The 24,029-nt window shown below is 67.3% G+C and carries 23 protein-coding genes and 2 tRNA genes; 9 read left to right on the plus strand and 16 right to left on the minus strand.

The window, feature by feature from the left end; genetic code table 11:
- Positions 1 to 41 precede the first annotated feature (41 nt).
- Positions 42 to 422 (plus strand): ArsR/SmtB family transcription factor, encoded by a 381-nt coding sequence (locus ACTJK0_RS00850; RefSeq protein WP_440743906.1) that lies wholly within the window; start codon positions 42 to 44, stop codon positions 420 to 422.
- A gap of 11 nt (positions 423 to 433) precedes the next feature.
- Positions 434 to 2,104, plus strand: a complete 1,671-nt coding sequence (locus tag ACTJK0_RS00855; protein ID WP_440743907.1) for a SulP family inorganic anion transporter — start codon at positions 434 to 436, stop codon at positions 2,102 to 2,104.
- Here the strand turns inward: ACTJK0_RS00855 and ACTJK0_RS00860 are convergent.
- The 3 genes from ACTJK0_RS00860 to ACTJK0_RS00870 are packed head-to-tail and all read right to left on the minus strand — an operon-like array spanning position 2,094 to position 4,178.
- Complete coding sequence (locus tag ACTJK0_RS00860; RefSeq protein ID WP_440743908.1) at positions 2,094 to 2,318, minus strand: DUF3188 domain-containing protein; 225 nt, start codon at positions 2,316 to 2,318, stop codon at positions 2,094 to 2,096. The two genes, ACTJK0_RS00855 and ACTJK0_RS00860, sit on opposite strands and share 11 nt — an antisense overlap.
- 43 nt (positions 2,319 to 2,361) lie before the next feature.
- Positions 2,362 to 3,285 (minus strand): DUF2797 domain-containing protein, encoded by a 924-nt coding sequence (locus ACTJK0_RS00865; RefSeq protein WP_440743909.1) that lies wholly within the window; start codon positions 3,283 to 3,285, stop codon positions 2,362 to 2,364.
- A 29-nt stretch (positions 3,286 to 3,314) separates the two neighbouring features.
- Positions 3,315 to 4,178 carry an HpcH/HpaI aldolase/citrate lyase family protein gene (locus ACTJK0_RS00870; RefSeq protein WP_440743910.1) on the minus strand — a complete coding sequence of 288 codons (864 nt, stop codon included), beginning with the start codon at positions 4,176 to 4,178 and terminating at the stop codon, positions 3,315 to 3,317.
- A gap of 190 nt (positions 4,179 to 4,368) precedes the next feature.
- Here ACTJK0_RS00870 and ACTJK0_RS00875 point away from each other — a divergent pair, with 190 nt between their 5' ends.
- Together ACTJK0_RS00875 and ACTJK0_RS00880 are read left to right on the plus strand one after the other, a co-directional pair.
- Entirely contained in the window at positions 4,369 to 4,803 is a 435-nt protein-coding gene (locus ACTJK0_RS00875; RefSeq protein ID WP_440743911.1) for a VOC family protein, read from the plus strand.
- Between the two features lie 5 nt (positions 4,804 to 4,808).
- Entirely contained in the window at positions 4,809 to 5,450 is a 642-nt protein-coding gene (locus tag ACTJK0_RS00880) for a winged helix-turn-helix transcriptional regulator (protein WP_440743912.1), read from the plus strand.
- A 71-nt stretch (positions 5,451 to 5,521) separates the two neighbouring features.
- Here the strand turns inward: ACTJK0_RS00880 and ACTJK0_RS00885 are convergent, their stop codons facing one another.
- Together ACTJK0_RS00885 and ACTJK0_RS00890 are read right to left on the minus strand one after the other, a co-directional pair.
- A complete protein-coding gene (locus ACTJK0_RS00885) occupies positions 5,522 to 6,463 on the minus strand; it encodes an aldo/keto reductase (RefSeq protein ID WP_440743913.1) in 942 nt (313 codons plus the stop codon).
- 31 nt (positions 6,464 to 6,494) lie between these two features.
- Entirely contained in the window at positions 6,495 to 8,207 is a 1,713-nt protein-coding gene (locus ACTJK0_RS00890; RefSeq protein ID WP_440743914.1) for a glycoside hydrolase family 13 protein, read from the minus strand.
- Positions 8,208 to 8,320: 113 nt separating this feature from the next.
- Between ACTJK0_RS00890 and ACTJK0_RS00895 the strand changes: the two genes are divergently transcribed.
- Complete coding sequence (locus ACTJK0_RS00895; RefSeq protein WP_440743915.1) at positions 8,321 to 9,532, plus strand: ROK family protein; 1,212 nt, start codon at positions 8,321 to 8,323, stop codon at positions 9,530 to 9,532.
- A gap of 91 nt (positions 9,533 to 9,623) precedes the next feature.
- On the opposite strand, the gene ACTJK0_RS00900 is transcribed toward ACTJK0_RS00895, so the two are convergent.
- The 7 genes from ACTJK0_RS00900 to ACTJK0_RS00930 form a co-directional block, all read right to left on the minus strand.
- The gene (locus ACTJK0_RS00900) at positions 9,624 to 10,280 is read right to left on the minus strand and encodes an SDR family oxidoreductase (RefSeq protein WP_440743916.1); all 657 of its coding nucleotides are present in this window, start codon (positions 10,278 to 10,280) and stop codon (positions 9,624 to 9,626) included.
- Between the two features lie 4 nt (positions 10,281 to 10,284).
- Positions 10,285 to 10,854 carry a dihydrofolate reductase family protein gene (locus tag ACTJK0_RS00905; RefSeq protein WP_110541379.1) on the minus strand — a complete coding sequence of 190 codons (570 nt, stop codon included), beginning with the start codon at positions 10,852 to 10,854 and terminating at the stop codon, positions 10,285 to 10,287.
- Between the two features lie 22 nt (positions 10,855 to 10,876).
- The gene (gene yidC, locus ACTJK0_RS00910; RefSeq protein WP_440743917.1) at positions 10,877 to 11,674 is read right to left on the minus strand and encodes a membrane protein insertase YidC; all 798 of its coding nucleotides are present in this window, start codon (positions 11,672 to 11,674) and stop codon (positions 10,877 to 10,879) included.
- A 93-nt stretch (positions 11,675 to 11,767) separates the two neighbouring features.
- Positions 11,768 to 11,841, minus strand: a tRNA-Met gene (locus ACTJK0_RS00915).
- A 60-nt stretch (positions 11,842 to 11,901) separates the two neighbouring features.
- Positions 11,902 to 11,973: transfer RNA gene (locus tag ACTJK0_RS00920), tRNA-Thr, on the minus strand.
- Between the two features lie 300 nt (positions 11,974 to 12,273).
- A complete protein-coding gene (locus ACTJK0_RS00925) occupies positions 12,274 to 14,376 on the minus strand; it encodes a DEAD/DEAH box helicase (protein ID WP_440743918.1) in 2,103 nt (700 codons plus the stop codon).
- A gap of 395 nt (positions 14,377 to 14,771) precedes the next feature.
- The gene (locus tag ACTJK0_RS00930; RefSeq protein ID WP_440743919.1) at positions 14,772 to 15,425 is read right to left on the minus strand and encodes an MOSC domain-containing protein; all 654 of its coding nucleotides are present in this window, start codon (positions 15,423 to 15,425) and stop codon (positions 14,772 to 14,774) included.
- A 178-nt stretch (positions 15,426 to 15,603) separates the two neighbouring features.
- On the opposite strand from ACTJK0_RS00930, the gene ACTJK0_RS00935 reads away from it, so the two are divergent.
- Genes ACTJK0_RS00935 through ACTJK0_RS00950 form a run of 4 tightly spaced genes read left to right on the plus strand, consistent with a single transcriptional unit; the run spans position 15,604 to position 20,135 of the window.
- Positions 15,604 to 16,212: a Tat pathway signal protein gene (locus ACTJK0_RS00935; protein ID WP_440743920.1), complete on the plus strand. Its 609-nt coding sequence runs from the start codon at positions 15,604 to 15,606 to the stop codon at positions 16,210 to 16,212.
- Between the two features lie 11 nt (positions 16,213 to 16,223).
- On the plus strand, positions 16,224 to 17,426 hold the full coding sequence (locus ACTJK0_RS00940; protein WP_440743921.1) for a glutathionylspermidine synthase family protein: 1,203 nt from the start codon (positions 16,224 to 16,226) through the stop codon (positions 17,424 to 17,426).
- Between the two features lie 13 nt (positions 17,427 to 17,439).
- Positions 17,440 to 18,933 (plus strand): APC family permease, encoded by a 1,494-nt coding sequence (locus ACTJK0_RS00945; protein WP_440743922.1) that lies wholly within the window; start codon positions 17,440 to 17,442, stop codon positions 18,931 to 18,933.
- A gap of 11 nt (positions 18,934 to 18,944) precedes the next feature.
- Positions 18,945 to 20,135, plus strand: coding sequence for an acyl-CoA dehydrogenase family protein (locus ACTJK0_RS00950; RefSeq protein ID WP_110541386.1), 1,191 nt, complete (start codon positions 18,945 to 18,947; stop codon positions 20,133 to 20,135).
- A 4-nt stretch (positions 20,136 to 20,139) separates the two neighbouring features.
- Here the strand turns inward: ACTJK0_RS00950 and ACTJK0_RS00955 are convergent, their stop codons facing one another.
- Genes ACTJK0_RS00955 through ACTJK0_RS00970 form a run of 4 tightly spaced genes read right to left on the minus strand, consistent with a single transcriptional unit; the run spans position 20,140 to position 24,004 of the window.
- Positions 20,140 to 20,910 carry an SDR family oxidoreductase gene (locus tag ACTJK0_RS00955; RefSeq protein WP_440743923.1) on the minus strand — a complete coding sequence of 257 codons (771 nt, stop codon included), beginning with the start codon at positions 20,908 to 20,910 and terminating at the stop codon, positions 20,140 to 20,142.
- 25 nt (positions 20,911 to 20,935) lie between these two features.
- Positions 20,936 to 22,285: an MFS transporter gene (locus ACTJK0_RS00960; RefSeq protein ID WP_440743924.1), complete on the minus strand. Its 1,350-nt coding sequence runs from the start codon at positions 22,283 to 22,285 to the stop codon at positions 20,936 to 20,938.
- Positions 22,282 to 22,788 carry a winged helix-turn-helix transcriptional regulator gene (locus ACTJK0_RS00965; protein WP_440743925.1) on the minus strand — a complete coding sequence of 169 codons (507 nt, stop codon included), beginning with the start codon at positions 22,786 to 22,788 and terminating at the stop codon, positions 22,282 to 22,284. The genes ACTJK0_RS00960 and ACTJK0_RS00965 overlap by 4 nt, the downstream gene beginning before the upstream one ends.
- A 52-nt stretch (positions 22,789 to 22,840) precedes the next feature.
- Positions 22,841 to 24,004 carry a cystathionine gamma-synthase gene (locus ACTJK0_RS00970; RefSeq protein ID WP_110541390.1) on the minus strand — a complete coding sequence of 388 codons (1,164 nt, stop codon included), beginning with the start codon at positions 24,002 to 24,004 and terminating at the stop codon, positions 22,841 to 22,843.
- Between the last annotated feature and the right edge of the window lie 25 nt (positions 24,005 to 24,029).

Genomic DNA, 24,029 nt, shown 5'->3' on the forward strand with positions numbered 1-24,029 from the left:
ATGGATTCATCATTCCATCAAGCCGCTAGGAGTTCCCTCCTTTGCTGTCTTCAGCCCAAGCCCCGCTGTACGAGATCAAGGCAAACCTCTTCAAGGGCCTGGCGCACCCGGCCCGTATCCGGATCCTTGAACTCCTTGCCGCAGCTCCGGAGGAAACCGCGGCCGTCAGTTACCTCCTGGCCGAGACCGGCCTCGAAGCCTCGCACCTCTCCCAGCACCTTGCCACGCTTCGCAGGCACAAGGTGGTGACCTCCGTGCGCACCGCCAATGCCGTGACCTACCAGCTGGCGCACCCGGGAGTTTCGCAACTGCTCGCAATTGCCCGGACCTTCCTCCTGGACAGCCTGTCCGAATCGAACGAACAGCTCCGGCTGGCACAGCAGCTGCCGGCGGAGCACCTCTCACGCGGGTCAGACTCGTGATTGCGGACTCCATGCCGGCCACCCCCCGGGCCGGAACAAGGTTTGCCCGGTTCCTCCCGTCCAGCCAGGATTACACCGGTCTCGGCGCATCGTGGCGCACCGACCTGCTGGCGGGCATCACCGTGGGCATCGTCGCCCTCCCTCTGGCCCTCGCGTTCGGCGTCAGTTCGGGGGTAGGCGCCGAGGCTGGCCTTATCACCGCCATCGTGGCGGGGTTGGTGGCAGCCCTCATGGGAGGGTCATCGGTGCAGGTTTCCGGTCCTACCGGCGCCATGGTGGTGGTCCTCGCACCCGTGGTGGCGGTCCACGGTGCGGGCAGCGTGGCACTGCTCTCGCTCATGGCAGGGCTGCTGGTGTGCATTATGGGATTCAGCGGCCTGGGCAGGGCCGTCGCGTTCATCCCCTGGCCCGTGGTGGAGGGCTTCACCCTGGGGATCGCGGCCATCATCTTCCTCCAGCAGATTCCGCTCGCAACGGGCACGTCCGGCGTCCCCGGACACAACACCGTCATCGCTGCCGCTGAGGCTGCGTCCGCCGCGCAGGCTCCCACCGTCCTGCTGACGCTGGCGCTCGTGGTGCTGGTCGCCGTCGTGATGTTCCTGCTGCAAAAGCCGCTCCGTGCCGTTCCGGCAAGCCTGGTCGCGGTCCTCCTGGCGACGGCGTCAGCCGAATTCCTCCAGCTGGACGTCCCACGGATCGGCCCACTGCCGCATGCCCTCCCGGCACCGGCACTGCCCATCCTGGACCTGGCCTCTGTGGGCAGTCTTGCCATGCCCGCCGCAGCAATTGCCGTCCTTGCCGCCATCGAATCACTGCTGTCGGCCAGGGTGGCGGCGGGGATGGCAGGCCCGGACGGCAGGCCCACCGGGCCCTACAGCCCGGACCGTGAATTGACCGGACAGGGCCTGGCTTCCATCGCCGCCGGCATGTTTGGCGGCATGCCGGCCACCGGGGCCATCGCCAGGACCGCCGTCAACGTACGTTCCGGCGCTCGTACCCGCCTTGCCGCGGCTGTCCACGCCGTCGTCTTGCTGGGCATCACCTACCTCGCGTCCGGAATGGTCAGCCGCATTCCTTTGGCAGCACTGGGCGGGGTCCTGATGGTCACGGCGGTCCGGATGGTTTCCCGCCGCACCGTCGCCGCCATCCTGCGCTCAACGCGGGCCGACGCCGCAGTCTTCGTCCTCACGGCGGTTATCACCGTAGCCTTCGACCTGATTGTTGCCATCCAGATCGGCCTTGCCGCGGCGGCGCTCTTCGCGCTGCGGAAATTCGCCTCCCTCAGCGGCGTCCAGCGGGAATCCATCCCCGGGCCTTCGGCCGAAGGGGATGAGCACATCGCCGTCCTAAGGCTGGACGGAGCGATGTTCTTTGGCGCCGCCGAGCGGATCCTGCAGGAGATCAGCCAGGTAAGGGACGTCCAGGTGGCGATCATCCGGCTCTCGCAGCTGCGGATGCTTGATGCTACCGGCGCCCACGCCCTGGTGGAGGTCATCGCGGCGCTGGAACTGCGCGGCATCACCGTCCTGCTCAAGGGTGTACGGCCGGACCACCTGGCCCTGGTCACCAACGTGGGCGTGATCCGTTCCCTGCGGCACCACAAGCACCTCTTCGAGCAGCTTCCTGATGCTGTGGAGCACGCCCGCAGCCACGTCCTGCGGAACGCGGCAGCTAGCGCCTGAGATTCTTGCGAATCGACTGGCCGCGGACCACAATGCCGACCACGTGCAGGACAAGGCCCAGGCCGATGAGGGGCAGCGACGCCATCGCCAGGGCCTGGTTGCCCCCGGTGTTGCCGATGAGGTTGAGGATGATGCCGACGGCGATCAGTCCCATCGCGCCGAAGACCAGGACTTTGTAGCGGGTTGGCGCGGTGGCCCAGAATTCGTTCAGCACCGTCCAAGTCTACCGGCCGCGGCCGGCCGTACCCGTGCGGTGATCAGAACAGGGACTCCTGCACCGCCGGTACTTCCGAGGAGAAGCTGCCCAGCGTGATGGTTCGGGCGGCCAGTTGCGACAGGTTCACCACGAACTCGGCGTCCGTGCCGTCCAGCCGGGCCAGCGCGTTCGCCCCGCTCAGGGCCGCGATCTCAAAGCCATGCCGGCCCTGGTCCAGGGCGTGCGGGTAGGCGTGACGTGGGCTGCCGCCGTAGAGGCGGTCAGCGGGCGCCGGCCTGGCCCACTCTTCCTCCACAGTTTCAAAACCGTCGACGGCGGCGCGGGCCAGCAGCGCCCGAACGTCACCGGCGGCGCGGGCGTTAACGGCGTCCATCGCCTTGGCGGGGAGGGGCAGCAGCAGCGCCTCCGCTTTGGCGGCCGGGCGCACCTGCTGGGTCAGGCCGAGGTCGGCTGTTACCAGGTCCTCCAGGATCCGCACCACGCGGCCGTCCTGCGCCTTGGCAACGTACCTCGCCACCGCCGCCCCCTGTTCGGCGAGCCGGGTCCACTTGCTGGTACGGGACGCCGTCCCCACCTTGGTGGCACCGCCGGCGAAGGTGGCCACGTAAAGCCAATGTTCCTGCATCAGGTAGTCCCGCAGGCCCGGAGTAACCCTGCCGCCGCGGTGGAAATCGTGCATCAGCCGGGGCTCATCCAGCACGAAGCACCGCTCGCACTGCTTGCCCCGGGTAGCGGGAGCACTGGAGGTGCAGGGCACGTGCCTGCGCGAGCCGGCAGATTGGACTTGGACGTGGCCAAGGCAGAACCGGCCGGAAGCCACCACCTGGAAGCCAAAACGTTCGCCTGGGCTGAGGCTGGCCTTGCAGAAATCCCCTTCAGGGGACTGGAGCCGCAAAACCGGGCCGCCGTCGTCGTCCGTTGCATGCCACGAGACCCCGTGGACCAGATAGCGGGTATCGGTCAACGGGGTCTCCTGGACGGTTGGCTGGGGCACTACAGTGCGGGCTGCACCCCAAAGGCCACCGCGAGCTTCATGATCTTCTCGGCGCGGCCCAGGCGGGGCAGGTCGGAGCCGTCACGGATGACGCGGCCGTTGGCTTCGAAATCGTTCATGAAGTCCGTGGCCCAGGCGACGTCGGACGGGGTGGGGCTGATGACCTCGTTGATCACCGGAGTCTGGTCAATGGCCAGGCAGAGTTTGCCGGTCATGCCCATCATCACGGTGATGCCGGTCTGCTCGCGCAGGATGGGGTGGTTGGTGCCCACGGTGGGGCCGTCGATGGGGCCTGGCAGGTTGCCCACGCGGCTGGCGACGACCAGCTTGGCGCGGGGGTAGGCCATGGCCTCCGGGGTGGCGGCCATGCCCGTGTCGCGGCGGAAGTCGCCGGAACCAAAGGCCAGGCGGAACGCGCCCTGGGCCTTGGCGATGTGGTTGGCTTCCTCGATGCCGATGGCGGATTCCACCAGGGGGATGACGGGGGTCTTGCCGTCCATCCGGTGGAAGCTTTCCGTGACCTGGTCCGCCGATTCGGTCTTGGCGAGCATGACGCCCAGCAGGCCCGGAGTGCCGCGGAGGCCCGCGAGGTCGTCAGCCCAGAAAGGACTGGTGGCGTCGTTAATCCGGACCCAGGCCTTGCCGCCGGCGGTCAGCCAATCGATCACGTTGCCGCGGGCCTGGTCCTTCTGCGACGGGTCTACGGCATCTTCAATATCCAGGATGATCGAGTCGGCGCGCGAGACGGCCGACTGGTCAAACAATTCCGGCTTCATGGCATTGACCAGCAGCCAGGAACGGGCGATCTCTGCGGGGATATTGCGTTCCGGCCTAACAGTTTCGGCGGCGATGGTAGACGTCATGCTTTCTACAGTATCCGGCCCGCAAGCGGCACGGCGAAGAAAACGGCCAGCTTGTGAGGATCAATACGAACTAAACGCCTTGTGACTGCATCAGCGATCCGAGCGTTGCCAGTAACCGGACCCTTGACCTGCTACTTGTTTTTTGCAAGTGTTACTTACGTCACCATGCAAACCTGGGAAAGAGACCACCATGACTGCTATTTTCGTCAACCTGCCGGTTACCGACCTGGAGCGCGCCAAGGCGTTCTACACGGCCCTCGGTTTCAGCATCAATCCGAACTTCACGGACCATAACGCTGCCTGCGTCGTCGTTGAGGACGGCCACAGCTACTTCATGATCCTGGTGCGGGACTTCTTCCAGACCTTTACCGACCGTCCCATCGGGGACCCGGCACAGGCTGTCTCCGCGGCAACGGCCATCTTCCTGGACAACCGGGAAGCGGTGGACGCCGCCATGGCATCCGGCCTTGCCGCGGGCGGCTCCGAGGACCACCCCGCCACGGACCTTGGCTTCATGTACCAGCGCCAGCTCACGGACCCGGACGGCAACGTCCTGGAGTTCGGCTACATGCACCCGGCCGCAGCCGAAAAGGGCCCAGGGGCCTTCGTCAACCAGCAGTCCTGAGGCTGATGGCGGCACGGGACTACGGGCAGTACTGCGGCGTCACACGGGCCCTCGAACTCGTGGGCGAACGCTGGGCCATGCTCATCGTGCGCGATCTCCTCGTTGGACCGCGTCGCTACGGAGAACTCGCTGGCGGACTCCCACGGATCCCGAGCAACATCCTGGCGGCACGGCTCAAGGAACTGCAGTCCGCCGGCATCCTTCGCCGGGTGCCGCATTCACGGGTGGTCGTCTACGAATTGACGCCGTACGGCCGCGAGCTTGAACCGGTGGTCCTGGCGCTTGGCGCCTGGGGTTTCAAGGCGATGGGCGAGCCACGCGAGGACCAGGTTGTCACCCCCGATTCCATGACCATGACGCTGCGCACCGCCTTCCGCCCGGAGGCGGCCGAACGGTTCCCGGCAACTTCCTATGCCGCCCATTTCGGGCCTGATTGCCTGCTGGTGCGCGTGGACGGGCCGAACCTCGACGTAAAGCGGGGGGAGGGCCCGGCCGACCTCGCCTTCTCTGCGGGACCCGGTATCCGCCGGCTCATCTCCGGCGAGCTGGCGCCGGGCCGGGCCATCACCACGGGCGTGGTGGAACTGCTGGCAGGCCGGGGCGACCTCCTGGCGCGGTTCGCGGAAACGTTCCACCTTGCCGCCTGAGGCTCTCCCTCCAGTCACCCCTGCCCCGGACGGCCGCGATCTGCGTCGGGGCCGTCCGGGACCGGCCTCCGTCAGGGGATGTTGCTGCCCCGTGCGCTGATCCAGATCTTGTACCAGTCGGTGCGGGTCAGCTGCGTGGCCACCCGGGCGGCATCAGCGCAGGCACGGATCCGTCCGGGGTTGACCGTTCCGATCACCGGCGCGATTCCGGCCGGATGCTTCATCAGCCAGCCCAGGAGGACGGACTCGCCCGAGGTGCCGTACTCCCCCGCAAGCTCCGCCACCAGTTCCGCGGTGGCTGCCTCCGCAGAGGTGGGGTTCTCCTGCCCGGCACCGGTGTAGACGCCCTTGGCCAGCGAGCCGTACGCCTGCAAGGTGATGTTGTTGCGGGTGCAGTACTCCAAGGTGCCGTGCGGAAAGCTGTAGTCCAGGTGCTCCTGATGGTTGACCAGGACCTGGCTTTCCAGCCAGGACCGCTTGAGCAGGCTCATCTCCAGCTGGTTGGCCACCACAGGGGTCTCCAGCCGGTCCTGGAGCACTTCGATCTGCGCGGCGGACATGTTGGAGACGCCCACCTGCCTGATCTTCCCTTCTGCCAGGAGGTGCCCGACGGCGGACGCCACCTCGGCGGGGTCCGCCAGGGGGTCCGGACGGTGCAGCAGCAGGATGTCCACATAGTCTGTCCGGAGGCGTTTCAGGCTGCCCTCGACCCGTTCCAGGATGGCGTCCCGGCTAAGGTCGTAGTGCGTCTGCAGGCCGCGCTCGTTAAGCCGGATGCCGCACTTGGTTTGCAGCCGGATCCGCTCCCGCAGACCCGGCGTTCCGGCCAGGACCTCACCGAACACCGCCTCGGACTTGCCGCTGCGGTAGATGTCCGCGTGGTCGAACAGCGTGATGCCCGCGTCCAGGGCTGCCTGGACGGCAGCGGCTGCCTGTTCCACATGGTCGGCACCATGCGGTTCATCAGACCAGCTGCCGCCCAGGCCCATGCATCCGTAGATGACTTCCTGCATCAGGACGCCCCGCCAGGCCGGACAGCCGGCATCAGCGCAACCATGCGGTGGTGTTGGCTGGCAGCTTGCCGTCTTCCAGCGGCGCGCTGGTGACCAGGACCGTGCCGGCGGGAAGGTCGACGGCGGTGTTCCCGAAGTTGGTCACGGACTGCCAGCCGTTGGGGCGCTTGAAGTGCAGGACGTCCGGTTTGCCGGTTTCAACCCATTCGAGTTCCTCGCCGGTCTGCAGTTCGCGGCGCAGTTTCAGGGCCTTGCGGTAGAGCTCAAGGGTGGAGCCTTCGGTTCCGTCCTGGGCCTCCACCGCATACTTGCTGAACCAGTCCGGCTGCGGCAGGTGCGCTCCGCCATCGCCGAAGCCGAAGGAGGTGCCTTCCACCTTCCACGGCAGCGGCACGCGGCAGCCGTCGCGGCCGATTTCGACGCCCTTGTTGCGGAAGAAGGACGGATCCTGCCGTTCCGATTCCGTGATCTCTGCCACTTCCTGCAGGCCAAGTTCCTCGCCCTGGTACAGGTAGGCGGAGCCGGGGACAGCCAGCATCAGCAGGGTGCCAGCGCGGGCGCGGCGTTCGCCGAGTTCCACGTCCAGCTGGTCCTTGGGGCCGCCGGCGAGCAGCCAGTCCTTGCCGTCCTGGCCCTTCGCGCCGGCCTTCTCCTTCGCGACCTGCGGAAGGCCGTAGCGGGTGGCATGCCGGACAACGTCGTGGTTGGAAAACACCCAGGTGGAGGAAGCTCCGGTGGCAGTGGCCTCGGCGAGGTTGCGGGTGATGATCTCCTTGTACTCGGCGGCGTCGAAGTCGGCCTGCAGCAGGTCGAAGTTGAACGCCTGGCCCAGCCCCTGCGGGCTGGCGTAGCGGGCACGCCGGGTAGCGTGCACCCAGGCTTCGGCGACGGCGGTGCGGGGCGGGTTGTATTCGTTGAAGACTTCGCGCCACTCGGCATAGATCTCATGGACTTCGTCACGGTCCCAGAACGGGTGCGTTCCGTCGTCGAATCCGTCCACGCCGGTGTTCGCGGCGCTCAGCTCGAGCTTGGACAGCAGCGGCTCGGTGAGGTCCTTGGTGAGGGCGTGCGCCACGTCAACGCGGAAGCCGTCCACGCCCCGGTCGGACCAGAAGCGCAGGGTCTTGAGGAAGTCGTCGCGGATTTCGCGGTTGGACCAGTTCAGGTCGGGCTGCTCCTTGGCGAAGATGTGCATGTACCACTGGCCGGGGGTTCCGTCCGGTTCGGTGATGCGTTCCCAGGCGGGTCCGCCGAACACCGAGTCCCAGTCCGACGGCGGGAACTCGCCGTTGGGGCCCTTGCCGTCCCGGAAGATGTACCGGTCCCGGGCCGGGGATCCCTTGGGCGATGCCAGCGCCTCCTGGAACCACTTGTGCCGGTTGGACGAGTGGTTGGGCACGATGTCGGCAATCAGCTTGATGCCGGCCTGGTGCAGGGCCTGCGCCATCTCGTCGAAGTCGGCAAGCGTGCCCAGCTTGGGGTCGACATTGCGGTAGTCGTCCACGTCGTAGCCGCCGTCCGCCAGCGCGGAGGGATAGAACGGGCTCAGCCAGACGGCGTCGATCCCCAGCGACTTCAGGTAGGGGACCTTGGCGGTGATGCCCTTCAGGTCGCCGATGCCGTCGCCGTTGGAGTCCGCGAAGCTGCGGGGATAGATCTGGTAGACGGAGGCCTGGCGCCACCAGTTGGGGTCGGCCAGGCGGTCGGAGTCGGACAGGGTTGCCAGCGTGGCAGTGGTGGACAAGGACTGACCCTTTTCTTCAGTGCGGTTATTACTTGAGTGCGGCTATATTTATATTGATTCTAAATTTACTTCTCCAAGTATTATCTGGTGCTTTGTACAGGAAGGTCAACACCATGGCAGAACTGGTTCCGGCGACCCCCCAGCTGCTCCGGCGGGTCAGTGCCGGCGCAGTGCTGGAGTTCATGCGCGCGTCGGGGGCGGTGACCGTCACGGACGTCATGGCAGCCACCGGCCTGACGCGCGCCACTACCATCGCCGTCTGCGAGGACCTCGTTGGGCGCGGCTGGATCCTGGAGCGGGAGAACCAGCGCGAGTTCGGCGGGTACCAGAAGGGCCGGCCGGCCCGCCGGTTCGAACTCAACGAACGCGCAGGCGTGGTCCTCGGCATTGATATTGGCTATGCCAAGGTCACCGCGGTTGCCTCGGACCTCCGGGGTACCGCCCTGGGGCGCTCCAGCTTGCCCTTCCAGGCCGGGGAGGTGGGCTCCCGCGAACGCATCGCCTTCATCGATGAGGTGGCCATGGCGGCGCTGCAGGCGGCCGGAGCTGAGCCCGCGCAGGTATTGGCCGTCTGCGCCGGAGTGGCCGCGCCGGTGGACCGGCACGGGGAGGTGGTGGCGACGCAGAAATTCTGGGGGCTCTTCGACCTGGGGCTTCGCCCGGCGCTGAAGGAAACCCGGGGCTGGACCGTGCTGCTGGAAAACGACGCCAACCTCGCCGCACTGGGTGAGCGGTGGCAGGGTGCAGCCGCGGGGATTGACGACGTCGTGGTCATCCTGGCCAGCGAACGCCTGGGTTCCGGCATCGTGGAGGGCGGCCGGCTGGTCCACGGCACCCAGGGCAGCGCGGGCGAGCTTGCCTACCTGGACCTGGTGGAAGGCGTAGGAGACACCTACGGCATCGCCTACTTGGCCAGGAAGTGGGCCGCTGAAGCCCTTGCCACGCCTGTCCCCACCGCCCTCCGGGACGGCCGGCACGGGCGCGTGGAGGCAGAGCAGGTCTTCGCCGCCGCGGCCAGCGGGGACGCCGTGGCGACGGGCATCCTGGACAGGCTTGCGGACAGGATGGCACGGGTGGTGGGGACCGTCGCCACCTTGCTGAATCCGGAGCTGGTGGTGATTGGCGGCGGCGTGGCCCAATCGGCGGATGTCCTCCTCGCCTCGATCACCGAGCGTCTGGAGGATTTCACCGCTACCCCGGCACGGGTGGCAGTGTCCCCGCTGGGCGACTCGATCGTCACGGTGGGCGCGGTGCGCTGCGCGCTGGACTACGTGGAGAAGAACTCCCTGGACCTGGAACTGCCTGCGCCGGTCATTTCGGCATAGGACCGATCACTCCGCCATGGCCACGGTGCGCAGGTCAGCTCCCGGAGTACCCAAGGGCGGGTTGATCCACCGGCATCTTCCACCCCCGCCGCTATGGGCGGGGGTCCAGTGCCGCCGCCACCGGAAGCCTGCCGTCGCAGAACTGGATGGTCCGCCCCGCGGTGTGCGGCAGGTCCAGCACGGCCGCGGCCACGATCGCTGCATTGACCCGCGACGTGTCGGCTTCCTCTTCGGGCGAGGGGTCCACATGGATCCGCCCGGTTCCCGGGCCGTCGGTCAGCGCGCTGGGGCCAAGGATGGTCCACGCCAGGCCTGAGTTCCGCAGGTGCTCGTCAGCGGCCGCCTTCGCTTCGGCATAGGCAAAGAAGCTGTTGCTTTCCGGAACCCCGTGGTCCTTGCCGGCGCCGAAGTAGGACACCATGACGTAGCGGTCCACCCCGGCCTGCTCCGCGGCGTCCATGGAACGGATGGCGGCATCACGGTCCACTGCATACGTGCGCTCGGGATTGCCGCCGCCGGCGCCGGCTGACCAGACCACGGCGTCGTGGCCCTTGAGCGCTTCGGCGATGTCCGCCGTCGTCGAATTTTCCAGGTCCAGGACCTCGGGGACAGCACCGGTGGCAGCGACGTCACCGGAGTGGTCGGGGTTCCGGATGAACGAGGTGACCGAGTGGCCTTCGCCGGTGAGGAGCTCGGACAGGAGGAGGGCCACTTTGCCGTGGCCGCCGATGATGGCGATGCGTGTCATGACTTCATTCTGCCTGCTGGGTCGAACATCTGTAACGCAGGTACACCACGCCGTTCCCGAAGCGGCGCTCCGCCAGCAGGTCCATCCGCGCCTCCAGCCCGTCGGGAAGGAAGCGCAGGCCTCCGCCGACGGTAACCGGTGTGATGAACAGCTGGCATTCGTCCACCAGCCCCGCCTTCAGCGCGTGGGCGGCCAGGGTTGGGCCGCCGATGCTGATGTCCCTGTCAGCGGAATCCTTCATCTTCCGCACGGCCGCCGGGAGGAACTGCCGTTCCAGACGGGTCCGGGCGGTGGTGACGGTGCCCAGCGATGTGGAGTACACCACCTTGTCCGCGGCGTCCCACAGGCGGGCGTAGTCCTTGATGACCTGAGGGTCCTCCGGCGTCCCCATGGTTTCCCACACGGACATCACCTCATACATCCTGCGCCCGAACAGGTAGGTCCCGGTATCCCGCTCCAGGTCGTTGATGAAGGCATGGACCTCCTCGTCCGGCGCAGACCACTCGAACTTCCCGTCCCGGTCGGCCGTGTAGCCGTCGAGGGACATGATTGCGGAGTAGATCAGCTGCGCCATGCGCCCATTCTGCCGCCCGGCATCATGCCCGTACAGGCCTTTCGGCAGCCAGGAACTGCTGCCCTAGGGTCCAGAGGTTGGAGACCGTCCAGTACACCAGGACGCCGATGGGAAAGAAGATCCCGCCGGCACCGAAGACCAGCGGCAGAACGTAGAGGAGAACCTTCTGCTGGCGCACCAGGGGGCTGTCGCTGTCCTGGCCGGCCATGGTCCGGGCGGCCACCAGCCTCTGCGTCATGAACTGGCAGGCGGTCATCACCAGGATCATGGCGACGGCGAGCACGGCCACAGCGGTCACGTCACCGCTTCCGTGCAGCAGGGAGGCAGACAGCGGCGCCCCGAAAATGCTGGACGAATCGAACTGCTCCACCTGGTCCGGGCGCATGATCCCGATGCCTGCGCCCTGGCGTGCAGCGCCGGAGATCCCGGACAGCACCTGGAACAGGGCCAGGAAGAACGGGGCCTGGATCAGCAGCGGCACGCAGGCGGAGAACGGATTGGTGCCATGCTTCCGGTACAGGGCCATCTGTTCCTGGGCCATGGCCTGCCGGGACGCCTGGTCGGTCCTGCCCCGATACCTGTCCTGCAGCTCCTTCAGGTCCGGCTGCAGGCGCTGCATCCGGCGCTGGGCGCGCACCTGAGCCAGGAAGACCGGGATCAGGGCGGCACGGATCACCAGCACCAGCCCGATGATGGACAGCGTCCAGGTCCAGCCACTGCCAGCCGGCATGCCCGCACCGGCGAGGAAATCGTGGAAGGCGACCATGATGGCGGACACGAGCCACCGGAAAGGCTCCATCACCGCTGTTAGAAAGTCCACGACCCCCCCCATCCGCCGGTTGGTGCCAAGCTACTGTGAATCGGGAAAACAGGAAAGCCCCCGGGATCAGTACGATCCCGGGGGCTTAGCCTGTAGCGGTGGGGAGGCTCGATCTCCCGACCTCACGATTATGAGTCGTGCGCTCTAACCAACTGAGCTACACCGCCACGAATGAGAAAAACCTGCGTCAAGCCGGTCAAACCGCCTTGACGCAGGCCCTCATTCAGAGCCCCCCACCGGAATCGATCCGGTGACCTCGTTCTTACCAAGAACGCGCTCTACCACTGAGCTAGGGGGGCAACGAGTAAATACTCTACCGGAAGATTTCCGCACCAACAAATCGGCGTCCAGCCCCTCCCCGGGCTGGGAATTGCACCCGCCGCCGGCGCCGCGCACGCGGCATTTTCCGCGGAATTCCGGGGCTGAACGGGCATGGACAGCGGAGCGGCGGACGCCGGTAAGCGCCTTTCTAAGGCACGTTCCCTATATGCCGGGGCTGGAATGTGTCCAGGCACACATTGGGCTTCCGGTTAAATGCCGATGGGCCGGCTCGAAAGCCGGCCCATCGCCGTCGTCAGTTATTCAACGGTCGCGAAGGTTTACCACTTGCCCTTGCGGTTGAAGTCGCGGTGTCCGCTGTCGCCGCCGCTGCGGGGCTTGCGGGAGCCATCGCCGTGCCCGCCGAAGCGGGAGTCGCCCGCCTGGCCACGGTCGCTGAAGGAACGCTCGCTGTACGAACGGCCGCCGCGGTCAGCGGAGGACCGCTCGCCGTCGTTCTTGCGGAATTCCTTCTTGAACCCGCCGTTGCCCTTGAAGTTGCCGCCACGGTCGCCGCCGCGGTTGCCCTGGTAGGCGCCCCGGTCACCGGAGGGCTTGCGGCCGTTGTCCAGTTCGAGGTGGATCAGCTCGCCGCCGATCCGGGTGCGGGACAGGGCACGCAGCTGCTCGGCGCTCAGGTCCGCCGGCAGTTCCACCAGGGAGTGGTCCGAGCGGATGTCAATGCCGCCGATCTGGGCGGAGGAGATGCCGCCCTCGTTGGCAATGGCACCAACGATGGAGCCGGGCATGACGCGCTGGCGGCGGCCCACCGCGATGCGGTAGGTGGCGTTACCCTCGGTCAGCGCACGGGTCGGCCCACGGGAGCCGAAGCCGTCCTTGGAGCGTTCGCGCTTCTGGAACTCGGGAGCAGCGGGCAGTTCCTTGACCAGCAGCGGCTGCCCGCCCTGGGCCATGACGGCCAGCGCCGCAGCGATTTCTGCTGCCGGCACCTTGTGCTCTTCCTCGTAGGAAGCGATCAGGTCGCGGAACATTGAGACGTCCTCGGATTCGAGGGTCTCGGTGATGCGCTCGGCGAACTTGCCCAGGCGCAGCGAGTTCACAGTCTCGGCGGTGGGCAGGTGCATCTGCTCCACCGGCTGGCGGGTGGCCTTTTCGATGGCGCGCAGCAGGTACTTCTCCCGCGGCGTCATGAACAGGATCGCCTCACCGCTGCGGCCCGCGCGGCCCGTGCGGCCGATCCGGTGCACGTACGACTCGGTGTCGTGCGGGATGTCGTAGTTGACCACGTGGCTGATGCGCTCCACGTCCAGGCCACGGGCGGCGACGTCGGTGGCCACCAGGATGTCGATCCGGCCTTCCTTCAGCGCGTCCACAGTGCGCTCACGCTGCTGCTGCGGGATGTCGCCGTTGATGGCGGCAGCCTGGAAACCGCGGGACTTCAGCTTGTCAGCCAGGTCCTCGGTGGCCATCTTGGTGCGCACGAAGGCGATGACGCCGTCGAACTCCTCCACCTCGAGGATGCGGGTCATGGCATCCAGCTTGTGCGGGCCCATGACCTGCAGGTACCGCTGGCGGGTGTTGGCGCCGGTGGTGGTCTTGGACTTGACGGAGATCTCGGCCGGGTTGTTCAGGTACTGCTTGGACATGCGGCGGATCTGGCTCGGCATCGTGGCCGAGAACAGCGCAACCTGGCGGTCCGACGGGGTCTGCTGGAAGATCTGCTCCACGTCTTCGGCGAAGCCCATGCGCAGCATCTCGTCAGCCTCGTCCAGCACCAGGTACTGGAGCTCGGACAGGTCCAGGGACCCCTTGGAGATGTGGTCGATTACGCGGCCGGGGGTACCAACAACAACTTGTGCACCGCGGCGCAGGCCGGCGAGCTGGGGGCCGTAGGCGGAGCCGCCGTAGACGGGCAGCACGGTGAAGTCATCGATGTGCTTGGCGTAGGAGGTGAACGCCTCAGCCACCTGGAGCGCGAGCTCACGGGTGGGGGCCAGCACCAGGGCCTGGGTCTTGCGGGACGGGCCGTTGAGGTCGTGGAGTTCGGCCAGACGGGACAGTGCCGGCACTGCGAATGCTGCAGTCTTGCCGGTACCGGTCTGGGCCAGGCCCACCACGTCGCGGCCTTCCAACAGCAGCGGGATGGTGGCTGCCTGGATGGGGGACGGCTTTTCGTAGCCGACATCCTGCAGGGCAGCCAGGACACGGCCGTCGATGCCGAGATCGGCGAAGCGCACGCCGTCTTCTTCATCCCCGTCAACCTTGGGTGAGGGGGTTTCTTCGGCGTTGGCTGCGGGAGCGGCCGGGGCAACTTCGGGAGCTTCAGCCGTTACTGCTGCGGCCTCTGCTGCGGGGGCAGCGGGCTCGGTGAACTCGACGGCTGCGGCTGCTTCGGTGGTGGTTTCGTTCAGGTTTTCGGGCATAGGGAGATGTTCCTCATCCATAGGGGGCCAGGCGGCACTACCCGAGGTGAGCGGAGCCGCAGTACACGTGCCGATGGTGCCGGGCAAACGTTGACCGGCCGGTCACAGAAGTCCGGCGCTTTCGCAATCCCATGGCAGGACTTCGCGCTGCATCTCTTGGCTGCTATCCCAGCAGTCTGTACAGCGTTTTCTTTAGCCGGCTCTCCCTATGAAAATGCCCGCATCGCTTGCGCGGGCCCCAACACTTGCCAGTCCTGCCTCAAAAATTGGGCAGGAATAAGGGATTTCCGGAGTGGGGGATGTTTCAAGTGTAAGGCACGCAGGCGCCCCGGTGCCAATCGGGCGGACGACGGCGGCGGTGAGCTTGCGCACATGGGCCGCCCAGGGCGGGGCTGCTACAGCCCCAGCCGGCGCAGCAGTACCCCGAACTTGGTGTGGTATTCGTCCTGGAGCCGGATCTCGCCGTCGGCCTCCGCTCCGCGCAGTGCGGCGACCACGTCCGCGTCCGGCTCACTGAACCACCTGCCGATCGTGATGCCGTGGCGCGGGACGAACGTCCGCTCGATCGGGTCCCCGGCCTGGATGCTGCCGGTGCGGATCACCCGCAGGTACGCCCCCACCCGGCCTTCCTCGGTGAAGCGCTTCACCCACTGCGGTTCCTTCATCCGCCGCTGGAAGGTGGCGCAGGGAACCCGGGGCGACGTGACCTCCAGTTCGACGTCGGCCCCCACCTTCCAGCGCTCCCCGATCACGGCGTGGGTGGCTTCGATTCCGGAGACCCGGAGGTTTTCCCCGAAGATCCCCGGCGGCAGCTTGCGCCCCAGGGCGCCGGCCCAGAAGTCGGCGTCGTCCTGGGAATAGGCGTAGACCGCCTGGTCTTCTCCTCCGTGGTGCACCCGGTTGGCCTGGACGTCCCCGCGAAGGCCCAGCTTGTGGACCTTGACGGGACCCTTGACCGGACGTTTGTCGATGGCCGTGACGCCCACGCTGCCCTGGTCACCGAGGAGCTGGTGGACGCGGCAGACGGCAAGCACAGAACCTGATTCCATGGCATCAGTCTAGGGTTTCCGCCGCACCCCCGGCCGGCACCTGCCATGGGCACCTCTCCCCCGCTGCCGGGCCGGGTTCCTGCTCGCGGGCCGCACTGCCAGGGACTACGCTGATTCGAGACTTGCATTTGGCGGTGCAGTGCTGCGCCCAGACCGTTTAACAACTGAGGGGGACGCTGTGGACTCGGACGGGAAAGGCCCGGAAAAGGATCCGGGAAGCGGGCCCGACAACGCGGACAACATCAGCGGCGGGAGCGCCGCGAAGCCACCGCCCTGGCAGGTCCCCAAGCCGGAGCTGCGTCCGGAGCTCCTCAACGGGCCGGTTACCCCCGTGGATCCGTTCGCGCGCGAGCGGGAGAAGCAGCTCAACGAGGCGGCAGCCCGGAAGAAGCGGTCCCAGCGGCGCACCGTGGTGGTCGGACTCGGCGTGACGGCATTGCTGGCAGGAACCATTACGGCCGTGGTTGCCAGCAACGAGGACGACCCCGAGTACGCGCAGGTGTGCTTCAACGACGAAACCGGCGAGCGCGTGGCGGACACCAACTGCGACAGTTCGGCCGGACGCAGCGGCGGCTTGTATGCCTGGTATTTCTACTCCCGCGGAGCAAGTGTTCCGCCGATCGGGCAGAACAGGTCCACCGCGCCCAATTACACCCGGACCATCCCCGGCGGGGCCAAGGCGTCCACGGGGTACAGCAGCACCGGCGGCCCGGTGAGCCGGGGCGGCTTCGGCACCAGCGCCAAGAGCGGGTCGAGCGGTGGCGGCGGCAAGGTCTCAGGGGGTTAACGGTGAAGCGGATGTCCTCTGAGCCCCGCCCGGGCTGGAAGCAGAAGATCGAAGAACAGGGCCTGGTGTTTTCCACCACCACGATGGACGACGGCCGGAAGATCGAGTACTGGAACGAATCGGCCTACTACGAGTTCACCATGGACGAGGTGGAAACGCTCGAGGAGACCGCGGAGGAAATGCACCGGATGTGCCTGGAGGCGGCCAGGTTCCTGGCCACCGGCGCGATGGGCAGCATCGGCATCGGCCCCCAGGCTCTGGAGCTGGCCGCGGCATCCCTGCAGGCCGGCGACGTGGACGTGTACGGCCGGTTCGACTTCATCTACGACGGCCGGGGCGGGCCGGCCAAGATGCTCGAATACAACGCCGACACCCCCACCGGGCTCATAGAGGCCGCCGTCGCCCAATGGTTCTGGCTGCAGGACATCCACCCGGGGAAGGACCAGTGGAACGGCATCCACGAGGCACTGATCCGGCAGTGGAAGAAGTTCCAGTACCGGACAGGCATGAGCACCCTGCACGTTGCCCATTCGGAAGTGGAGGAATCCGGCGAGGACTGGATGACGGCCGCCTATATGCGGGACGTTGCCAGCCAGGCCGGCTGGACCACCATCGGCATCAACATGTCCGATATCGGCTGGGATCCCAACCTGAACCGCTTCGTGGACCTGGACAATTTTCTGATCAGCACCATCTTCAAGCTGTATCCCTGGGAACTGATGATGAAGGAGCCGTTCGGCCACCGGCTGCTGGAGCGCGCCCACAACCCGCGCTGGGTGGAACCGGCCTGGAAGATGCTGCTCTCCAACAAGGCGCTGCTGGCCGCGCTCTGGCACCTGTACCCGGACCACCCCAACCTGCTGCCTGCGTACCTCTCCGACCCGGGGCCGCTGAAGGAATGGGTGGGCAAACCCCTGCACGGCCGCGAAGGGGACAACATCCGGATCCACGCCGACGGCATCAGCCTGGAGCAGCCCGGCGGCTACGGCCGCGAGGGCTGGTGCTACCAGCAGTACCACGCCCTGCCGGACTTTGACGGCAACCATCCTGTCCTGGGCCTCTGGGTGGTGGACGGCGAATCCGTGGGCTGCGGCATCCGCGAGTCGGACGGGCCGGTCACGGACTACTTCTGCCGCTTTGTGCCCAACACCATTGACGCACCGGCGCCGCTTTCGCCGGTGACCAACTCCACCAAGGCAGGTATCGCGATATGACACCGGGAGCAGCATGAGCACGGACATGACGACGACGGGCGGCCCCGGAGGGACGCCCGGAACCCCGGTGCCCGCAAAGGGACTGCGCGCCGGAATCCTCGACCTGGGCGATTCGGTGATGCTGGGGCTGGCCTCCACAGCGCCGGTGTACTCGCTGGCCGCCACGCTGGGCCTCATCGTCGCCGTCAACGGCGACTACACCCCCCTGGTCCTGGTGCTGGGCTTCATCCCCGTCCTGTTCATTGCCTACGCGTTCCGCGAGTTGAACAGCGCGATGCCGGACTGCGGCACCACTTTCACCTGGTCGCGCCGAGCCTTTGGCCCCTGGGCGGGCTGGTTGGGCGGCTGGGGCGTGGCACTGGCCGGGATCGTGGTGCTTGCCAACCTGGCCCAGGTGGCGGGGAAATACCTTTGGCTCCTGGTGGGTGACGGTTCGCTGGCGGACAACAAGCTGCTGGTCACCGGCACCGGCGTCCTGTTCATCGTGCTGATGACGCTGGTGAACTACCGGGGTATCCGGCTGGGCGAGCACGTCCAGCGGGTGCTGACGTATGTGCAGTACATTGCGCTGGGCATCTTCGCGCTGGCCATCGTTTTCCGCATCGTTGGTGGTCCGCCGGAGGGCCAGGCCTTCGATGTGGAGTGGTTCAACCCTGTGGGTGCGTTCACCGACCCGGGAGCCGTGGTGCACGGGGTGCTGCTGGCCCTGTTCATCTACTGGGGCTGGGACACGTGCCTGGCGGTCAATGAGGAGACCGAGGACCCAACAACCACTCCGGGGCGCGGTGCCGTCATCTCGGCGTTCGTGCTTGTGGCGATCTATGTTTCCGTGGCGCTTCTGGTGATGATGTACGCCACCGTCGGGTCCGAGGGGATCGGCCTGGGCAACGAGGCCAACCAGGACGACGTTTTCCTGGCCATGAAGGACGTGGTGCTCGGCCCATGGGGCTGGCTGATCGTCGTCGCGGTGTTGGCGTCGGTCCTGTCCTCGACGCAAACCACCATCCTGCCCACCGCCCGCGGGACGCTTTCCATGGGTGTCCACGGCGCGCTGCCCGCGAGGTTCGCCGAGGTGCACCCCCGCAACCAGACCCCCGGGTTTTCCACCCAGGTGATGGGCGGCGCGGCCGCGGCCTACTACGTGGCCATGAGTTTCCTGAGCGAGAACCTGCTGGCGGACTCCATCAGCGCCATCAGCCTGTTCATCGCGTTCTACTACGCCCTGACCGGGTATGCATGCTTCTGGTACTTCCGGGGAACGCTGCGTGCATCGGCCCGGAACCTGTGGTTCCGCGGCATCCTCCCCCTGCTTGGTGCGGTGCTCCTGACGGCTGCGTTCTTCATCTCGGCCGTGCAGATGTGGGACCCGGCCTACGGCGACACACAGATCTTCGGCATCGGCGGCGCCTTCGTGAGCGGCGTGGTGCTGCTGGCGCTCGGTGCGGTGCTCGCCGTCGTGTGCCGGTTCCTGCCCTCCACCCGCGGATACTTCCTGGTAAAGAAATGACAGGCGAAGAAATGACTGGTGAAGCCACCACCGCCGGCCGGTCCGACGTCCTGGACCTCGATTCCCTGCTGTCCGCTGAGGAACTGGACCTCCGGCAAAAGGTCCGCGACTTCACCCGGCAGCGGATCAAACCGGACATTGCCCGCTGGTACGAGGACGCCGTCTTCCCCTTGGAACTGGCTCAGGAACTGGGTGAACTCGGGGTCCTGGGGATGCACCTGGAAGGCTATGGCTGCCCGGGCCGCTCCGCCGTCGAGTACGGCCTGGCCGCGATGGAGCTGGAGGCCGGCGACTCCGGCATCCGCACCTTTGTCTCCGTTCAGGGCTCGCTGGCCATGACCGCCATCCACACCTGGGGCTCCGAAGAGCAGAAGGAGGAGTGGCTGCCGCGGATGGCCGCGGGCGAAGTCATCGGCTGCTTCGCCCTGACCGAGCCGACCGCGGGATCGGACCCGGCCTCCATGGCCACCTTCGCGGTCCGGGACGGCGCCGGGGACGACGCCGGCTGGGTGCTTAACGGCGCCAAGCGCTGGATCGGACTGGCTTCGGTGGCCGGGGTCATGGTGGTGTGGGCCATGACGGACGACGGCGTGCACGGCTTCCTGGTGCCCGCCGGAACGCCCGGTGTCACGGCCACGCCCATCACAAACAAACTGTCCATGCGCGCGTCGATCCAGTGCGATGTGGTGTTCGACGACGTCCGGCTGGGTCCCGAGGCCCTGCTCCCGGCAGCGCGGGGCCTGCGCGGGCCGTTCACCTGCCTGAATGAGGCCCGGTACGGGATCGCCTGGGGTGCCATGGGCGCCGCCCGGGATTCCTATGAGGCGGCGCTGGCGTACTCGTTGGACAGGCTGCAGTTCGGCAAGCCGCTGGCCGGTTACCAGCTCACCCAGGACAAGCTGGTGAACATGCTCCTGGAAATCCAGAAGGGCACCCTGCTCGCGCTGCACCTGGGCCGGCTCAAGGATGCGGGAACGCTCCGGCCGGAGCAAATTTCCCTGGCAAAGCTGAACAACGTCCGCGAGGCGATTGGCGTGGCGAGGGAAGCCCGGTCCATCCTGGGCGGCAACGGCATCACCTTGGACTATTCACCCCTGCGGCATGCTGCCAACCTTGAGTCGGTGCGGACCTATGAGGGCACCGACGAGGTGCACACCCTGATCCTCGGCCGGCACATCACGGGCCTCAACGCCTTCCACTGACCCGTCAGGCGGAGAAGCCGCCGTCCGCCTTGATCAGCTGCCCGGACACCCAGCGGCCGGCCGGGGAGAGCAGGAACGCCACGGTCCCGGCGACGTCCGCCGGGGTGCCCAGCCGGCCGGTTGGCTGCTGCGCCGTCAGGGCCGAGCGGACCCCGTTATCCATCCAGCCGGTGTCCACCGGACCCGGGTTCAGGACGTTCGCCGAAATACCCTGCGGGCCCAGCTCGCGGGCGGCCGCAATTACGATCCGGTCCAAGGCGCCCTTGGAGGCGCCATATGGAAGGTTGAACGCTGTGTGGTCGCTGGTCAGCGCGACGACCGCGCCGCCGTCGTCCGTTGCCTGCCGGGCGAAGGCGGCAATCAGTTGCCAGCTGGCGCGGGTGTTCACGGCGAAGTGCCGCTCAAAGGATTCCAGGCTGGTGTCCAGGACGCCCGAGTCGACAGACTCCGCGTGGCTGAGCACCAGGCCCTGCAACGGCCCGGTCAGCTGCACGGCGTCGGCGACGAGCTGGTCCGGCACGGCGGCCTCCTGTAGGTCAGCGGGCAGCGCATGGACCTTGGCACCGATGGCTTCGAGCTCGGCCGTCAGGCGGAGGACGTCATCGGGTTCGCTCCCCCACGGCATGCGTGTGTCGTAGCCGGCCCAGTAGGAGATGACCAGGTCCCAGCCGTCCGCGGCCAGCTGCCGGGCGATGCCGGCGCCGATGTTCCCCAGCCGTCCCGCACCGGTGACCAGGGCAACGGGGCGGGCAGGGATGGTTTCCACGGGTTCCATCCGCCAAGCCTAGCTGCGGGCCGCCTCAGGCCGCTGCCGGCTCCGCTTCCCGCGAACTCCGGTTCCTGCGGATGCTGGCACTGATCACCGCGGCGATGGTGCACATGGCCGCGGCGCCAAACCAGGCGTAGTTGTAGTGGCCGGTGGCATCGCGCAGCGCGCCGGCGATGATGGCGGCAGCTGCGGCGCCCAGCTGGTGGGCGGCGAAGACCCAGCCGAAGACAACGCTGCCGTCCGCTCCGAAGGTTTCCCGGCAGATCGCCGCCGTCGGCGGGACGGTGGCCACCCAGTCGAGTCCGTAGATCACCACGAACACGATCATGCTGGGCTGGACCTCTGCGTTCAGCAGCAGGGGAAGCACCAGCAGGCCGATGCCGCGGAACTGGTAGTAGACGGCGAGCAGGACGCGGGGGTTGAAGCGGTCGGTGAGCCAGCCGGAGGCGATGGTCCCCACGATGTCGAAGATTCCGACGACGGCGAGAAGGCCCGCGGCGGTGGTTTCGGGCATGCCGTGGTCGTGGGCGGAGGGGATGAAGTGGGTGCCGATCAAGCCGTTGGTGGTGGCGCCGCAAATGGCGAAACCGGCTGCGAGCGCCCAGAACGTGCGGACCTTGCTGGCCCGGCGGAGCACCTGCAGGGCACGGACGGCCGCATTGGGGCGGTCACCTGCTTCCGCGGCCGGCTGTTCTTCAGCCCTACCCCCGGCGGGCGCGGCGCCGTACGGCAGGACGCCGACGTCGGCAGGCGAGTTCTTGAGGAACTTCAGCACCAGCGGGACAACGGCGAGCGCGCCTGCGGCGATCAGCAGGGAGGCCTGCCGCCAGCCGGGGTCCTGCGCCAGGATGGCAATGAACGGCAGGAACACCAGTTGGCCCGCGGCGCTCCCGGCCGTGAGGATGCCGATCACCAGTCCGCGGCTCCTGCTGAACCAGGTGTTCGCGATAGTGGCGGCGAAGACCAGCGCCATGGAACCTGTGCCCAGCCCGATCAGCAGCCCCCACGTGAGCAGGATCTGCCAGGACTGGTTTACCAGCACGGTCAGCGCGCTGCCCATGCCGATCAGGACCAGGGCCGTGGCTGTCACGGCGCGGATGCCGAAGCGTTCCATCAGCGCCGCGGCAAACGGCGCCGTCAGCCCGAACAGGACGAGGTTGATGCTGACCGCCGCCGAGAGGACCGTGGTGGACCAGCCGAACTCCTGCTGCAGGGGCACCATGAGGACGCCCGGGGCGGCCCGGAAGCCGGCTGCCCCCACCAGGGCGAGGAACGCCACGGCGGCCACGGTCCATGCCGGGTGCAGGCGGCGGCGTGGTCGGCGCGGCTGGAAGTTTTCAGCCGCAGGAATCCTGGCTGCTTCGTCCGGCAGGGTGCTCACTGGGCTGCTTCCTTTCCAAAGGCGGTGGACAGCCGGATGGGCTGGTCGGACCGGGACCGGCTGTGCCAGCTGGTGTTGGCAGCCGTGAGCCGTTCGCCGCACTCGGTGCAGGTGTCCGCCGAGGCGGTGGGCTTCCCGCAGCCGGCGTGGATCACGTACAGGTGCGCCTGGTCCGAGGGCGCGGGCAGGTGCTTTTCCGCCCAGATCGTGACCGCATTCAGGACCGGCAGCGCGTCTTCACCCTTCTGGGTGAGGACGTACTCCTGGCGGGTGCGGCCGCCGTCGTCGTATGCCCTCTTCGCCAGCAGCCCGGACTCCACCAGGCCGGCCAGGCGCTTGGTGAGCACGGAGTCCGCCACTTCAAGCCGGGCCTTCATGGCATCGAAGCGCCCATTGCCGAAGAAGACTTCGCGCAGGACCAGGATGGACCAGGGGTCACCCAGGATGTCCAGGCCGCGGGCCATGCTGCAGCTGCGTTGGGACCAGTCAGAGCGAAGAGGCATGCCTGAACCCTAGCTGACTTCTTTGAACAAAGCCAGCAATCCCGCTCAGGTTTTACGGGATGGCGGAGAACGCCTGGTCCAGGTCCGCGACCAGGTCCTCCACGTCCTCGATGCCGCAGGAAAGGCGCAGCAGGTTCACCGGGACGGCAAGCTCGGTGCCCTTGACCGAGGCGTGCGTCATCTCTGACGGGTAGTTCATGAGCGATTCGATGCCGCCCAGCGATTCCGCGAGGGTGAATACGGAGGTGGATTCCGCCACTTTCCGGGCGGCTGCCTCACCGCCCTTGAACTGGACCGAGACCATGCCGCCGAAACTGCGCATCTGCCTCTTGGCCAGCTCGTGGCCCGGGTGCGTGGGCAGGCCCGGGTACAGGACGGCCTCGACTTCGGGACGCTCCAGCAGCCATTCGGCCACGGCCTGGCCGTTCGCACTGTGCCGGTCCATCCGGACCCCGAGGGTCTTCAGGCCGCGGGTGGTGAGGAAGGCATCCATCGGGCCGGACACGGCGCCGACGGCGAACTGGACGAACCCGATCTTGTCGGCCAGTTCCGCGTCCTTCACCACCACGGCGCCGCCCACAACGTCGGAGTGGCCGCCGATGTACTTGGTGGTGGAGTGGACTACGACGTCGGCACCCAGGGCGAGCGGGTTCTGCAGGTAGGGGGACGCGAAGGTGTTGTCGACCACCAAAAGGGCCCCGGCGTCGTGCGCTATGCCGGCGAGCGCGGCGATATCGGTGATCTTCATCAGCGGGTTGGACGGCGTCTCCACCCACACGAAGCGGGTCTTGTGGGCGGCGACGGCGCTGCGGACGGTGTCCAGGTTGGCCATGTCCACCGGGGTGTTGCCGATGCCCCAGTCCCCCAGCACGCGACTGATCAGCCGGTAGGTGCCGCCGTAGGCGTCGTTGCCGAGCACGATGTGGTCACCGGGGCGGGTCAGCGCCCGGATCAGGGCGTCTTCCGCTGCGAGCCCCGAGCTGAAGCTGTAGGCATGGGTGCCGAGCTCCAGCGCCGCGAGCTGTTCCTGCAGGGCATCGCGGGTGGGGTTGCCGCCGCGGCCGTACTCGTAGCCGCTGCGCAGCCCGCCGATGCCGTCCTGGGCATAGGTGGAGCTGAAGTGCAGCGGCGGCACCACCGCTCCCGTGCGGGGTTCGAAGGCCTGTCCGGCGTGGACGGCACGGGTGTTGAAGCCTTGGTTTTCGGAGGCGGACATGGTGCTCCTTTGCGGGGAAACTTGG

This window comes from Paenarthrobacter sp. 22069 (assembly GCF_052046035.1).
Taxonomy (GTDB): domain Bacteria; phylum Actinomycetota; class Actinomycetes; order Actinomycetales; family Micrococcaceae; genus Arthrobacter.